This window comes from Pseudoalteromonas sp. APC 3358 (assembly GCF_030408075.1).
Lineage (GTDB): Bacteria > Pseudomonadota > Gammaproteobacteria > Enterobacterales > Alteromonadaceae > Pseudoalteromonas > Pseudoalteromonas arctica.
The window spans coordinates 21,881-36,500 of the sequence record NZ_JASDCE010000012.1 but is presented as its reverse complement, the minus strand read 5'-3'; the positions used below and the strand labels follow the sequence as shown (position 1 = coordinate 36,500).

Here is a 14,620-nt window from a genome sequence, read left to right as displayed (position 1 = left end):
AAAGAGTGAAGTAATGAACCATTGGAAAATATTAGGCATTGAAGCCACAACAGATAAACGCCTTATTAAACTCGCTTATACAGAGATTCTAAAAAAAACATCGCCAACAGAGTTTCCCGAAGAGTTTAAAGATTTACGAAAAGCATATGAGTTAGCTATTAAAGAGGCTAAACGACCTGCTAAAAATGAAGACAAAGCACCCAATCAAGTATTTGAAGATGAGCACGAAAAAAAAGGCGTTATTAACGAGTCATTTTTTGATGAAGAAGAGCCCTCTCCCGCACCTACAGATGCTGAAATAGTTAAGCCTCAACCTATCGAGTTAAATTGTATTCGCTCTATTTCAGAGCTGCAAGTAGCACTCAATGAATTATATTGTAATGTGTTATCTCGCAGCGATGTTGAACAATGGAAGTTATTATTTTCGTCGCCATTATTTTGGGATGTCGATCAAAGTCAGCAAGTCTCATTTACTTTAATTGATTTCTTTTCAGAGAATTACTTTTTATCTGCCACGGTATCTAAATTTTTAGATGAGAGTATGAAAATCTCTAGTGAGTTAGTAACCAATAAAAATAATCACTACCGTGAACTGGCTATTGCACTGCATCATTATATTCAGAGCCTACCACTGCGAATCGATGCCCTATCTAACATTGATCACAATATCAGCTTTGAACAACTGCAGCAGCATCTTCAGTTACGTAACTTAATAGAAGAGCAATGTATATATTCTAAGCTTACAGCTGAGCAGCTAATTACGCTAATGCAGCGAATCAATTTGGTATTTTATAATGACGAGTCACTTTATCTTTATGTTGCTAACTATTTATGGACATTGGGTGCATACACAGAAATTAGTAAGTTACTTGCCTCATTGCCAGAGCCTACAGATGCAAGCATAGATCAGCTGCGAGATTTACAAGCACACGCAGAATTTAAGCTTAAAAACTATGATATAGCACTCACTATTTATCTAGCGCAGCGAGAACTTATGAAAAGTTTTTATGCGATGAATATGACTAAAGAGATTGGTCTGTGTTATTTGCACCTTAAAAATTATGAAAAAGCATATACGTATTTAAACTCTTATTTTTATACTAGCCCTGAGGATATAGACCTTCGCTCTGCTTTGATTATCGCCCGTCGATACTACATAAAAGATCTTAAAAAAAATGAGGAAAGTAACGCTCTTAAAATAGCGACGTTACAATTTGAAAATGGTCGCTACCAAGATGCCTTAATAACGACTCAAACATACCCTCTAATTTTTCACGCTGATTGCAATTATTTACAGGCTTTATGCCTTGCTAAGCTAGAACGCTTAGATGAAGCATTTGACGTTTTTATCACCTTTATAAATCTACATTTACAAAAACAGATAGATCCTTGGCCACTACTGGTTGATTTATTTATATATTGCCCAGACTCAATTGATTTCAATTTGATAATGGAAACTATCGCAAAAAAAATACAACCATCTCCTAATAAGTTTTATAAAACCCCTCGCATGCTAGGCTCTGTACAAGAGAATGTATACTCACAATTAGAACTCAAAACATTAGATCTTCCAGCGACTGATCATGATGGAGAACCCAATAAACCTAAGGGTTACGCCCTCTATGCTGATTTAGACTATAAACAGAAATATGCTTGGGCGATGCTACATGCGTTAATGGCTAAATTGGCAAACTTCGAAGATAAAACGATTGTGAAGCAAATAAAACAAGCCGCTATTTATGCGATTAAGCAAGCTATGCCAAAAATCACACACCAACCAAATTGGAGCTTAAAGTTTATTCACATAGCTTTTGATATAGATGATTTTGATACCTGTATTAAGCTCGCAAACATCACGATTAGCGAGTTTTCTAATTTACCACAAACCTACTATTACAAAGGGCGATCGCTAGCTGCCTTAGATCAATATGATGCAGCAATACCCATATTAATATTAGCCGCAGATAAATACGGACATCAGAGGCTTGGGATATACTCACTTGAATTTGCAGTGGAGTGTTGTGAAAAGCTCGTTGAACATGGACAACCAATGCATCCTAATTACAATGAGATATGCCTAAAACTGCAAACAACAAAGGAGATTGTAGATGCACAATCAAAGTGAAGTACCTTGTGTAATTACGGATGATGCGGCTTTAAGTTCTGAGCAAAAATTATGGCTTATTAGCCTCTCAGGGCACCTTTCAATGCAAAATGGCTATTCATTGAATACCTTAAAGCATCACAATAAAAACTACACTGATGAGTCAGTTGCTAACGGTAATTTAAGTATTTTAGATAATGCTTATGGCGTTACAACAAAAGAAGAATTAATTGAAACTTTAAATGTTTTTTATAACACATCAAATAGCCAAGTTTTCATGAGTTGTATGGCTGAACTCACCAGAAATGATTTATTAGCAAGATACTACATTGAGAATAAATCTACTGCCTATCAAAATACGCCTATAGGTATTATGTCGGACTGGGCAGGAATACATAAATTCTCACTGGCTCGTTGTGGTATTAGAGCTTTTGATATTGGCCGCTATGCTTTTTTATGTCGTTGTGGTGTTAGCGTTAATTTTTTAACCGAAGAAGAAGCATGGCATTACCTTAAGCCTATTGGAAAACTGGCACAAACCTTATTTATTAGCTGGCAAGAATATGCAACTAGTTATGTAGTTGGTCGGTGTATATGGCAAAAGATTACAACTCAAGAAACGTACAGCGAGCCAAACCCTGACTTTAATTTTAGCCATGATTTATTTGAAAAAATAAATGATACGGCTGCTACATTACAAAGTATATTAGCTGATGACGAGCACCCATGGTGCCAACTAGATTGGGAAATGGACTTTTAATTTCAATACTTTGATTTTATAAATACTTACTGAATAACGCATTTTACAGTGGCGTTATTCAGTAAAGTTAATATTAGTGCTTGCGCCCTACACCATTTCGTACCATGTCTTGCCCTGTTTGGAATACGTCTTCTGTAATCATGCGTGCTAAAAGTAGCTTTTGATTATCGTCAAACACAGCAACAAAACGGCTGCCATCTTTGTTATTAGTAGCCATGCCAACACCGGCAACACCTTTAAGTCCAAAACCACCGTTTTCGACATCTATTAAAAAGCTTTCTAGTTCGGCTAAAGTATCAATTACGTCATTTTCATTATTCATTTTAAAACTCTTTTAGTAAGGCCTTGGCTAGGCTTTTAAATCATTATGGTGGCTATTTTATAGAGAAGAGCCAAAAACTTAAACCCTTGGCTCAGGTTAGTAACTAAATAGACTTTATAGCTAACTCTAAATTGCTTAGCGCACAACCAAACTCTTTTGCATTAACGCGATGATACTGTGTGTCACTCGTTGCTGTAAGGCTAATTATAAACTCATCTTGTTGAGCTACCGCACTTTGCTCTTGGCTTAGGCACATCGCTTGAGTAAGTGATCGCAGTTTTGAATTTGTTAAAATTGAGCCAAAGCGCTGCACTGGCAGTGGAGGTATTTTTATAGCGGGTAACGTTTCATCTATTGTGCGTGCGCTTAGAGTAAACATGTTATTGGTAATTTCAATTACACTGCTTGTAGGCCAATACGAGTAGCTATAGCTCTTACTCTCAGATTGTGCTTTACCTTGGTTAGCTAAATGCACTACACCACTTTTGCCTATTACGGTTATTAAACTACCTTCTGGCGATTTAATAACAACCAAAGCCGTATTTTCGTCAATACCAAAACCATGTTGAATCTCTGTTTTAGTCTTTTTTACTTCATTTTTATTTAACGCCGCTGCGAGCCTAAATGTACGGTTTTGTTCGCTAAACTGAGTATCTAGTACACCAAAATTAAAGCTGCCAAGTCCACCAGCATTAGTGTTATTTTCATTTTTGCGAAGTGCCTCAAGGCTTGTCGTATTTGTAAGCATGCCCGTCACTTTACTTTGGATTGCTGCGCCCGCGCCTTCACCTACAATTACTGGGCGAGTTTGCAATGCTTGCGTCCACGGGTATGGGTTATTGTTTTGATCAAATAATACCTTGTGAGTTAATGCTGCATTACCGCTATTAAACATCACACCGGTACTATTTTTAATAAGTGATACAAGTGCATTAGTGCCACTTTTGCATAAAGCGTATTCGGCCTTTGTGTACTCTGGATAAATTGCTTCCCGGTTATACACATTCATTAATGTATTTCTGAGAGCGGGTAATTCATCGCACGAGTTACTCGTAATCGCTTTAGCAAGTGCTGGCGTTAGTGCTAACCATTGAGTGTTTATATTTGATTGTGCTAAAAGACTCTGCGCTACATCTGCCGACTCATAAGGGTCGCGGCTCGATGCCGTAATAGCAAGCATGGTGGGTTTTGCGTTATTAACTTTTAAACTGCCCGACACAAATTGTAAAATACTATTAGTCGCGACCTCAATATTAAAATCGGTATTTACTTGCTCTTTTAAGCGCTCAGCGTTTTTATCAAGTAGCGGCACTTCTAGCATATCAAATACAAAGTTGTATTCTTGCTGAGTCAGGCTTTCTAATTGCTGGTTATTTATATCGCGCCATAGCCATAATAAATCTGTTTTAGATACGCTATTTGACGATTTACCTAGCAAGGTTTTAAGTGTTTTTAATACAGCCGTTTTTGCCTCAACGTTATTATTAGGCCAGTGCTGCGTGATGTTTTTTATTTGAGCGTTGCTAACAGCATATAAATTATGTGACTTACCATCAATAGCAGTCTCTTTTTGGCAATTGTTAAGCTTTGCGCTAGTACAGGTAGTAAGCTCTGACCCCACTAAAATTAAAGTTTGGTTTTGCTCTTGAGCCACTGCATTTATTGAATATCCAACACCAAACAATGCCACTAACATACCTAGTAACTTCGGCTGTTGATCACGTAAAAATGCACATATCATAATGTAAACTCTAATATAAATTATAAAACTAATATGTTGTAGTTTAACAGCTAGCCACTTGAGCCTAAATATATTTTTATAAATGTTAAATAATTCAAGCCCCTTAAAAGCGATAGCGTTAAGCACTTCATTTAAATAAATTGTTTAGCTTACATAGTTGCCCCTGTAAATATTAACTAAACAAATTTAAACAGAGCATTTATTGATCAAATTCATTGTTTAAATTACGGTGGTGCATTGTTTTATGTAACTAGGGTGAAATATGGACTTTTCTAATGAAGAGGTAAATTTTTTAGCTGAGTTATTCAAACCAAATACAAAACAACGTTCCCCTCGCGACCATATGCTTACAATGAAAAGCTCTATACCCGCGAGTATTGCTCACCTTTTTACCCACGCTAATCTAACTTTGCTTGCTGAAGTTGCTAATTACCAACTTTGGTTTCCCTTGCAATTAAAAATTGATGAGTTAGGTATAATTAACCCCACTTTGAGCGCACCAGAAGTAATTGATACAAAGGGCACTCAACGTAGTTGGCGCTGGAGTGAGCTAAATATTAAAAGCCAAGGTTTTAATATTGAATCGATTTCCAGTACTGGAATATTTTTAAAACCATTAAAAAGTGGAGAGAGCTTAAAAAAATTACAGCACATGAGCTTTACCTTACCCAACAAAGAAAGTATATCGATAGATGTAGAACCCGTTAGGCAAAGTAGCCTAGGGATTGCAGCAAAAATCACTCAGATTCATAGCGGACAAGAGCAATTACGCGCCTATCTGTTTGAAGAACATAAACGCCAATATGCTAAGCTGTACGAAGATGGACAACTAATTGAACAGTTAATTTAGTCCCTTTTAAACACTCACAAGCACTTCACTTGGCTTTATTTAACCCCCTCTCAATGTTAATCTGTCCCCCTATTAATAAATCATAAGGATATGACAATGCCAGGTGCTTTTGCGCACATCACAGCCGTTAATATTGCAACGCAAACCAAATCACTCGCTAAAATGGATATGCCTAAAAAGGCAAAACTTATTTTGAGCCAACGCCAAGCATACCTTGAACTAGGCTGTGTAGCCCCCGATTATCCTTACTTAGCAGTAGCGCAGCCTAGCCAAAATGCGTGGGCCGACCTAATGCACTATGAGCACACAGGCGATTTACTTAAAGCCATGATTGAATACTGCAAAACACTTGAAAGTGAAGCATTTGAAAAGTGTTTTGCTTGGTTATGCGGTTATATGGCCCATGTTGCTGCGGATATAACGGTGCATCCGGTTGTTGAATTAAAAGTAGGCCCGTATGAGCAAAATCAAACGGCGCACCGTACCTGCGAAATGAACCAAGATGCATTTATTTGGCAGCGTTTAAATTTAGGTGAGTTAGGTTATGCTGACCGCGTGCAACAAAATATTGGATCTTGTACTAACAAAGACGATAATTTTGATACCGATATTGCAAAAATTTGGCAACATGCTTTATTAACGGTTCACCCAAGCTACGCTGCACAACACGCTCCTAACTTTAATTCATGGCATAACGGTTTTCAGCTTGTAGTAAATAATGTTGAAGAAAGCTATCGATTATTTGCCTGCGCACGCCATGTTGCTGCTGATTTAGGTTTGTTTTATCCTCGCCCAAACGAAGTTGACTCCACTTTTATTGAACAACTAAAAACGCCGCACGAGCCTATGCATTACAACGATATTTTTGACTTTGCCGTTAGCAATATTAAGCACTACATAACCATTATTGCCAATGCCGTATTTTTAGATACTGATTACAGTGCAATTAAAAATTGGAACCTAGATACAGGCTACGATGAACACAACACGATGACGGTATGGAGCAAATAAAATGAAACACTTACTTTGTATAAGCCTCATAGTATTACTTAGCGGTTGCTACACTTCAAAAAATAACAATCCAGAAGTGATGGCCGACTTAGCCTCGCAATTAAAAGATATTGCTACAGCCGTTGATGGCACATTAAAATTTAGTGAAACACCCTATTCAACAACTGATGAGTTATTAAAAGCTGCTGTTAATAACGATTTAAGCAAACTTGCACCCTTTGGGGAATACACGCTTATCGTGAACATACAAGATGATAACGCAGTGCTACTCTTATGTGATGCCAATACTGCTTTAATTGAAGATGCAGGCTGCACTGCTCAATCAGATATACAGCATTGGGGAGCTGAGGCTATTCACCAGTGCGAAATAACCATAAACGCCCAACAGCTCTGTAATTAGGTAATAAAACCCAGCTAGTTTTATAGAACATACATACCTTAGGTGTATATGTTCTATATAGTGCCCACTAAATACATTTAAAGTTGAGCCGTCATCTCTTTAGGGTTAAACACTAAGCCATGGCGACTAACATGCTGTGCAAAATTTTCGGCTGGCATTGGTTTCGCAAAGTAAAAGCCCTGAAATTCTTTACACCCCATTTGCGTCATTATTGCTACTTGCTCTTGGGTTTCTACTCCTTCGGCTACACACTTAATATCAAGCTCTTCACACATAACGTGCACCGCTTTAACTAAACTTTTTTGACGCGTGGAGCTCGTTACTTGGCTTATTAATGAGCGATCTAACTTGAGCTTGTTAATAGGGTAATCGGCAAGGCGTGCAATATTAGAATAACCGACCCCAAAATCATCGACCGAAATAGTAAAACCCCACGATTGCAGCGTTTGCATAAGCTTTAGCGAATGCGCTTGGTTTGCCTCAAGAGAGGTTTCAGTCAGTTCTAACTCTATTTGAGGTGGCTTTACGTTAAAGTCGGCAAGGTATTTAACCAGTTTTGACATAAAATCGGTTTGGCTAAAATCAATTAGAGATATATTTATTGCCACCGGCACACTCGGTAAACCCGCCTTGGTCCAATCGGCAATTTGAGCGCACACCTTTTGAATAATCAGGTCGGTTAACCGACTAACCATTCTGTATTCTTCGGCAATAGGAATAAATACCACTGGCGACACATTACCCAGTATTGGACTGTTCCAACGCGCTAAGGCTTCAAGCCCTATACATTGACCCGTTGCATCTACTTTAGGTTGATAGTGCACCGACAAATCGCCCTGCTGAAGCGCTTCATCTAATAACATTGAAATTTCGTATTTTTCAATAAAAGCTTGTGATTGTTTTTCGTTATAACCACTAAGGGGCATATTACAATTTGCTAGTTTAAGTGCTTCGCATGCATTACTAAGTACTGTTGTGCTGTTTTTTCCATGATCAGGATACTTTGCAAAACCAAATAAAAATGATTGCTGACACTTAGTGCCAAATACATTATATGTTTTATCTAATGTATTTTTTATTTGCATCAATAGCTTATCTTCTAGCTCGTTTTGCGAGTTTGCGCCAATTATAAAAGCAAGCTTTCCTACTCCTATATGAGCACACAACAGCGGCCCATCTGGCATCGCTTTTAAACGCTTGTACGCGTTAATAAGTAATGCTTGAGAGTCGGCTTTAGTGAGCTTCAAATTTAAGTATTCACTATTTGCACTTTGGGTAACAACGATATAAAAACCTTTTTGGTATTTGCTTGTTAATCTGTCGCATTGCAGCTCAAACCATTCTCTATTAGGTAGTTTTGTTTGCGAGTCTCTAAAGCGTAAACGTTTATTTTCTTGTTCCATCATCGATAAATTTTGTTTAATGAGCTGCTCTTGCGTGCAATCGTAAAAGTCATATACACGGTAGTTTGTACTCATTGTTATTTGCTGATAACTGGCTTTAAAATAACTTTTTTTGTACTTCACAATTTTATTTTGAGCATTAGAGTCGTCAAAAACTAAGGCCGGAAATAAATGAGAAAGATTAACGCTTCCTTCTTTTAACTCTTTTTTTATACCAAACATATCAATAGCATGTTGATTAAAATCAGTAATGACAAGATTTTCGTCAACAATAATTTTAGCTTTATTTGATTCGGTGAACAGGCTTCGATAAAGCTCATTTTTATCTTTAAGGTGTGTATTAGCGCTTATCATTGTTTTGTTTAAACGCTTAGCAGCCACAATTGTGCGCGCCACAGCAAGGGGAATACAAATGTTAAAAAATAAAAATATAAGCCCTGTAATGTATAAGTCAGCGTCGGGAAGTTGTTGAGCTATGCCGGTTAAACCCGAGACATCAACGTTATTGATGATCATATAAAACGGCGCAATATTTAATACGCCATAAGCAAGGGCTGTTCTATAACCAAGGAGCATAAGTGCTATTATCGGGCAGGAATACATATACATAGAGCCCACTTTAGCAAGCTCTAGGTCTGTTAAAAATAAGTTCATTGACACGCTAGCAGCTACAATGGCTATTAAAAGTGCATGAGCGCTAAAGTGATAAAAACGCTTACTTGCTATAAGTAAACCACATGCAGTAGCAAGAAAACTGCTTGTTAATACAACAATATAAATTAAGTTAAATTCAATAGCGCTTGTGTACGTGTGGCACGCCACAGCAAAACATAACACCATTACTAATGATAGAATAATGCGCAGTGCACTTATTCGCCAATTAGCAACCTGACCAGGGGCTGAATAATGGTCATTTAATAAAAAGAATCTATTGAAAAAATGCATAATAAACAACAGTTAAAGCTCATTCTTCTATTAGACATTGATAGCTTGTTAAAATCAATCTAATGAATGTAATTTCTATTTACATAGTTCTATAAAATAGACAAGTGTAAACCTACCTGTTAGTCGTTAAACAATCATTTTTCGAGTGTTTTTACAGTTATCTTCTTTAAGAGCGAAACCACTGCACCCTAAAAATTCACCGTGCTTAGATTTGCGTTTACGCATTTCGCGACCACACTTTTCACAAATTGGGTGCTGCATTTTACACTCTGTATTCACACATTGTGAGTACGTGTTTTTATCAATCGATGGGCCACTACAGCTTTTACACACTCGTAATTTAGTTTCGCAAATTTGCGTATTAGTACAACTATAATAATCACCATATTGACCCGTTTTTGGCACTATTAAACCGTCGCTGCACGTACTACACTCTCTTTGCTTTAGTTGCGACTTATTAAACAACGTTGAAGCGATTTGAATGGGATAATTGTCATTTACTAATTCTTTTACAAACGCTGAGCATGCATAAGGGTCTGCAATTAAATACGCTTTATGTTTAGCGCGAGTAATACCTACATAAAGCAAACGCCTTTCCTCTGAGTGAGTGAATTCATCTTGCTCTGGTAATAACGCCTCCACCAGCACATTATTTTGATTATCGCTAGGAAACCCTAATTTACCTTGTTCAAAACCAATAATAATACAGTAATCGGCTTCAAGCCCTTTGGCACTATGCAATGTCCAAAAATAAAGAGAGTTTGTATGCTTTTTATCTTTTAAATGCTGCTGCACGCTATTTAACATGTATCTATATCGACTAAGTATGGCAATGCTCGCTGATGCATCATTTTTTTGAATAGTGCTTATGCTCTGTTGTACTTTCATTTCTATCGATTTAGTACCTTGGTATAAATCGTCTAATAAAATAACTTGTGGTGTGGTTACTTGTGTATGTGTGCTGATCTGCTTTTTATATTGCTCAGGGTTTTGCATTACAAAACGCCCTGCTACATCACTAATACTATTGTTATATCTAAATGTTTTTTGCAACATAGTAAGTGAGTGGCTGCCCACTAATTCATTAAAGCGTGTAGTAAGCGCTAAATTACCACCCGAGAACCGATAAATTGCTTGCCAGTCATCACCAACCGCAGTAAAGCGTATTCCGTTACCATGTTTTAATATGGCATTTATGAAAGCCATACGCGCGCTTGATATATCTTGAAACTCATCAACTAAAATGTGGCTCCACACAACATTAAAATCTCCGCTTACTATCGCCTTTGTTGCTTGAATAATCATGTCGTCAAAATCAATGGTACTTTGCGCGTTTAGTTCATTTATATAAGCATCATGAATTTGCACTAACAAGTTTGTATATTGCTGGTAATTTTTAATACCACTTTGCTTAATGCGCTGTGCTATTTGCTTATTATTTAGTTGCTCCACTCGAATAGCTTGTAAACATTTTATGTACTTATCAATGCCTTGCTGTAACTGCCCTGAGTTATTTAAAGTATGAAATATTTCGTCGTTACTTAAAGGTGTTAATTCAACATTATGCTGCTTTAATTGCTTTGCGAGGGTTTGCTCTAGCTTTCCTTCTACCCAGTTGTAATGAAAGGTTTCGAGTAAGGTGGTGCCATTTTGTTTATGCAGTTTGCGCTTAAATGCAATTTGCTCGTTATAGTGTTTTTTATCTATATCGGCACGTGTATTCCCTTGCCTATCAATGCCAAAGTGCTCTAGGTAAATATCATATTGAGGTATATAAAAGTCTGGTTGGTATTGCCCACTTAGCTCTGCGCCTTGGCTAAAGTGATAATTCACCTCATAACTGTGCGGTACGCAATTCAAATGCAGCCAGTTTGAAATAAGCACTTCCTGATAACTTTTTACTTTATGACCCGCAAGGCTACGGTATTCGTTATCGCGTACGTACCGCTCGTACTGTGCATTATCTTTAAAGCTAAATATATCAATCGGCTCATGGAGTAAATCTACAAATGCTTTTAAGAACTGTGGCTCGGTTTGTATTTTTTTACTTACCCACCCAGTTAACCAACTATTTAATTGAACTGGGTCAGTTGCAAATTTTGACAACTCGATTGGCTTTTTAGCACTTTGTAGTAATTTAAGCCCAAGCGCATGAAATGTTAAAATAGTGGGTGCTTTGGTATGCAATTTTGCATGTGTGGCGCGTTTAATAAAGCGCTCTTTAAGCTCATTTGCTGCTGTTTTATTATAGGCCAGCACCAAAATTTGCTCAGGCTTGGCAATATTGCATGCTATTAAATCTAAAGACTTTGCTAGCATCACAGATGTTTTACCTGTGCCTGCTGCCGCTAATACTAAATTTTTATCGTTATCGCGTATTACCGCTAAGCGCTGCTCTGTTGTTAATGGATTTGACTCTACTTGATTAAAAAAGTCATTTTTAAGAGTTAGTTGTTTTTTTTCATATTTATGGCGCAACTGTGCAATTGCATCGTGAGTATTGGGCGTAGTGCTCAATATATTTAAAAATTTAATACTACTTGGCGATAAGTGTTGTTGCCACACACTTGTACTTTTAGCGTACTGCTTGGTAAGCAAAAACACATCATTATTAAGTGTTTTTATGGAACTATCACGTAAAAACTCATCTAAAGCATAGCGCTTAAGCGAAATCTTTGCGTTATTTACCTTTTGCTCAAGCAGGGTTGAAAACCGCGTGTTAAGGGCCGTATTTAAAGCGTTCGCTTGTGATTTATTTAAAAAGCTAATTGATGTATTGCTACTGTCGCACAAATTAATTTTGGCGCTAAATAAACGGTTTTTAAGTATTGAGTAATTATAAAAGTCTTTAATTAAAAATGTCCGTGCGGGAGCGCTTCTAAAATGCACAACAAGGCGCTCTTGTTCAATAGTTACGTGTTTAATACGGGTAAAAAAACGGCCTAGCCAACTTGGAGTAGCAATATACTGCGCCATAATACTCAATATGAAGATATGCTTTACCTTAATTGTAACATACTCTTTTGTAATACATTTAGCGCTAAATCGGTGCTTACTTAGTAAACAATTCAATTGGTAAGTTAGTTTTTAAACCTGGTGATTAATATTTTATTTACAACCATTAACAAATTCAAACATTTATAGATAGCTTGTTGTGTAACAATGCACACATACAAACTTATACTTCATATAATTGTTAGATATATCCCCAATTAAACAATTATTTACAGCCTAATTTAGTGGTTTAAAGGAACTAACATGCTTAAAAAATGCATTACCACAACGGCTTTAATTTTAGCATTATGTGCTTGCACGTCAGAAACAGAGTCGAATTTAGTAAAAACAAAAGGAATTTGGGCAGGCTTTGAACTGGTTTCTGACGGTAACCGCACGCGTGTTAACGCAGAGCTAAATGCGGGAGATGCTAATGGCTCAAACATTGTTTTAAGCGATAGCGACTCATTACAAGCTGTTGTTAATAGCACTGCTATTGTACTTACAAAAGATACCGACTTTTTAGACGTTGATTACCAAGCGTATATAAATGCCACTGACGATAACCAACAGTTTGATATAAAATTTAAACGGGATGATGGCATAAATGCTAATTCGAGCGTGGAGTTGCCTTTAAATTTTATTATTTTAACCCCGAGTAACAATCAAAATTTTGATATTAATAGTCCCCTTACAGTTCAGCTAGATGGCACTGATCCTAATAGTACTAGCCAAGTAGAACTTAGCAGTAGCTGCACTAACAATAATAATGAAACACTTTTACAATCAACGCTTTTTGCGCTTAACACTTCGCGCCTTGAAATAAATCTGCAAAGTTTAGATATGTTTAGCAGCTCGCAAGTAGATCAAAGTAAAACGTGTGATTTAACAATTAGTGTGAAACGCGATCGATTCGGTAGTATTTCGGGTGAATACGCAAACCAAAGCTATATTAAATCCCAGCAATCGCGCGCTATAAAAAATATGACTTTAACGTTTTAATTTGCACGCTAATTTACTCAGCGTTAAGCTACGCCTTTATTAAGTAACTCTACCAATTGTAATTGCCCTCCTTATTTATAGGAGAGCTAATAACAATTGATATAAAGGTTTATTATGACTAACAGCACATACCCTATTGGCACACCTGGCAAAAAATGGAATAACAACGATAAAGCCCAGTGGTTAACACGCCAAAACATTAAACGCAGTTACCAAAACGAAGTCGTAACGCTAATTAATGACCTTAAGAGCACCTTAGATATAGAGCAATACGGCGAGCTTAATTACACCGCTGGCACTTACCCATTATATATATTAAAAACGCCTAACTTTAATGCTAATAAACCAACTGTTTTAATCACCGGTGGTGTACATGGCTACGAAACCAGTGGCGTACATGGCGCACTTAGGTTTGCTAAAACATCGGCTATGCAATATTGCGAACAGTTTAATATTATTGTTGCCCCCTGCATTAGCCCTTGGGGATATGAGACTATAAACCGCTGGAACCCAGACGCTATTGATCCTAATCGCTCATTTTACGAGGGCAGCCCAGCTCAAGAATCAGCCGCTATTATGGCGTTTGTAAAATCATTAGGTACTGACTTAATCGCTCATATTGATTTACACGAAACAACAGATAGCGATAACAGTGAATTTAGACCCGCACTCGCTGCGCGTGAAGGCACTACAAATACTAACTGGAACATACCTGATGGGTTTTATTTAGTGGCCGATACCAATAAGCCTGAGCCTGAATTTCAAAAAGTAATTATCGAAGATGTAGCAAAGGTCACGCACATTGCACCGAGCGATGAAAACAACCAGCTAATAGGTGTGCCTCAAGAGCAATTTGGCGTTATTAATTACGCAGCACGCGACCTTGGTTTATGTATGGGCTTTACTGATGCCCCCTATGTAACCACTACAGAGGTATACCCTGATAGCCCTACAGCCACAGATGAAGAATGTATATTGGCTCAGGTAGAGGTTATTAAAAGCGCACTTAACTATATTAAAGCACTTTAGTATGTTTGCAGCCGCTTATACCCTGCTGGCTGCTAAACTAAATTTAAATAAAAAAGCTA

The 14,620-nt window shown here is 37.3% G+C and carries 11 protein-coding genes; 7 read left to right on the top strand and 4 right to left on the bottom strand.

Annotated features, from left to right (window positions below; all coding sequences use genetic code 11):
- The first annotated feature begins 13 nt into the window (after positions 1-13).
- Together QL995_RS16840 and QL995_RS16835 are read left to right on the top strand one after the other, a co-directional pair.
- The gene (locus tag QL995_RS16840; protein WP_290294660.1) at positions 14-2,125 is read left to right on the top strand and encodes a CDC27 family protein; all 2,112 of its coding nucleotides are present in this window, start codon (positions 14-16) and stop codon (positions 2,123-2,125) included.
- On the top strand, positions 2,109-2,864 hold the full coding sequence (locus QL995_RS16835) for a DUF1266 domain-containing protein (protein WP_290294659.1): 756 nt from the start codon (positions 2,109-2,111) through the stop codon (positions 2,862-2,864). The genes QL995_RS16840 and QL995_RS16835 overlap by 17 nt, the downstream gene beginning before the upstream one ends.
- Positions 2,865-2,937: 73 nt before the next feature.
- On the opposite strand, the gene QL995_RS16830 is transcribed toward QL995_RS16835, so the two are convergent.
- Entirely contained in the window at positions 2,938-3,186 is a 249-nt protein-coding gene (locus QL995_RS16830; protein WP_007580368.1) for a hypothetical protein, read from the bottom strand.
- 103 nt (positions 3,187-3,289) lie between these two features.
- Positions 3,290-4,927, bottom strand: a complete 1,638-nt coding sequence (locus tag QL995_RS16825) for a cyanophycinase (RefSeq protein WP_290294658.1) — start codon at positions 4,925-4,927, stop codon at positions 3,290-3,292.
- Positions 4,928-5,189: 262 nt separating this feature from the next.
- Between QL995_RS16825 and QL995_RS16820 the strand changes: the two genes are divergently transcribed.
- The 3 genes from QL995_RS16820 (at position 5,190) to QL995_RS16810 (ending at position 7,188) form a co-directional block, all read left to right on the top strand.
- The gene (locus QL995_RS16820; protein ID WP_290294657.1) at positions 5,190-5,777 is read left to right on the top strand and encodes a hypothetical protein; all 588 of its coding nucleotides are present in this window, start codon (positions 5,190-5,192) and stop codon (positions 5,775-5,777) included.
- A 96-nt stretch (positions 5,778-5,873) separates the two neighbouring features.
- A complete protein-coding gene (locus QL995_RS16815; protein ID WP_290294656.1) occupies positions 5,874-6,788 on the top strand; it encodes a zinc dependent phospholipase C family protein in 915 nt (304 codons plus the stop codon).
- Position 6,789: 1 nt separating this feature from the next.
- Complete coding sequence (locus QL995_RS16810; RefSeq protein ID WP_024590534.1) at positions 6,790-7,188, top strand: hypothetical protein; 399 nt, start codon at positions 6,790-6,792, stop codon at positions 7,186-7,188.
- A 77-nt stretch (positions 7,189-7,265) separates the two neighbouring features.
- Here QL995_RS16810 and QL995_RS16805 read toward each other — a convergent pair whose 3' ends face one another.
- Positions 7,266-9,536 carry an EAL domain-containing protein gene (locus QL995_RS16805; protein ID WP_010554025.1) on the bottom strand — a complete coding sequence of 757 codons (2,271 nt, stop codon included), beginning with the start codon at positions 9,534-9,536 and terminating at the stop codon, positions 7,266-7,268.
- A 126-nt stretch (positions 9,537-9,662) separates the two neighbouring features.
- Positions 9,663-12,512: a UvrD-helicase domain-containing protein gene (locus QL995_RS16800; protein WP_290294655.1), complete on the bottom strand. Its 2,850-nt coding sequence runs from the start codon at positions 12,510-12,512 to the stop codon at positions 9,663-9,665.
- Positions 12,513-12,794: 282 nt separating this feature from the next.
- Here QL995_RS16800 and QL995_RS16795 point away from each other — a divergent pair, with 282 nt between their 5' ends.
- Both QL995_RS16795 and QL995_RS16790 read left to right on the top strand, forming a co-directional pair.
- Positions 12,795-13,532 carry a hypothetical protein gene (locus tag QL995_RS16795; protein WP_290294654.1) on the top strand — a complete coding sequence of 246 codons (738 nt, stop codon included), beginning with the start codon at positions 12,795-12,797 and terminating at the stop codon, positions 13,530-13,532.
- A 114-nt stretch (positions 13,533-13,646) separates the two neighbouring features.
- Positions 13,647-14,561, top strand: a complete 915-nt coding sequence (locus QL995_RS16790) for a M14 family metallocarboxypeptidase (protein WP_290294653.1) — start codon at positions 13,647-13,649, stop codon at positions 14,559-14,561.
- Positions 14,562-14,620: the final 59 nt, after the last annotated feature.

Coding starts and splice junctions, on each gene's coding strand:
- QL995_RS16840 (WP_290294660.1), top strand. CDS start 14: ATGAACCATTGGAAAATATTAGGCATTGAAGCCACAACAGATAAACGC.
- QL995_RS16835 (WP_290294659.1), top strand. CDS start 2,109: ATGCACAATCAAAGTGAAGTACCTTGTGTAATTACGGATGATGCGGCT.
- QL995_RS16830 (WP_007580368.1), bottom strand. CDS start 3,186: ATGAATAATGAAAATGACGTAATTGATACTTTAGCCGAACTAGAAAGC.
- QL995_RS16825 (WP_290294658.1), bottom strand. CDS start 4,927: ATGATATGTGCATTTTTACGTGATCAACAGCCGAAGTTACTAGGTATG.
- QL995_RS16820 (WP_290294657.1), top strand. CDS start 5,190: ATGGACTTTTCTAATGAAGAGGTAAATTTTTTAGCTGAGTTATTCAAA.
- QL995_RS16815 (WP_290294656.1), top strand. CDS start 5,874: ATGCCAGGTGCTTTTGCGCACATCACAGCCGTTAATATTGCAACGCAA.
- QL995_RS16810 (WP_024590534.1), top strand. CDS start 6,790: ATGAAACACTTACTTTGTATAAGCCTCATAGTATTACTTAGCGGTTGC.
- QL995_RS16805 (WP_010554025.1), bottom strand. CDS start 9,536: ATGCATTTTTTCAATAGATTCTTTTTATTAAATGACCATTATTCAGCC.
- QL995_RS16800 (WP_290294655.1), bottom strand. CDS start 12,512: ATGGCGCAGTATATTGCTACTCCAAGTTGGCTAGGCCGTTTTTTTACC.
- QL995_RS16795 (WP_290294654.1), top strand. CDS start 12,795: ATGCTTAAAAAATGCATTACCACAACGGCTTTAATTTTAGCATTATGT.
- QL995_RS16790 (WP_290294653.1), top strand. CDS start 13,647: ATGACTAACAGCACATACCCTATTGGCACACCTGGCAAAAAATGGAAT.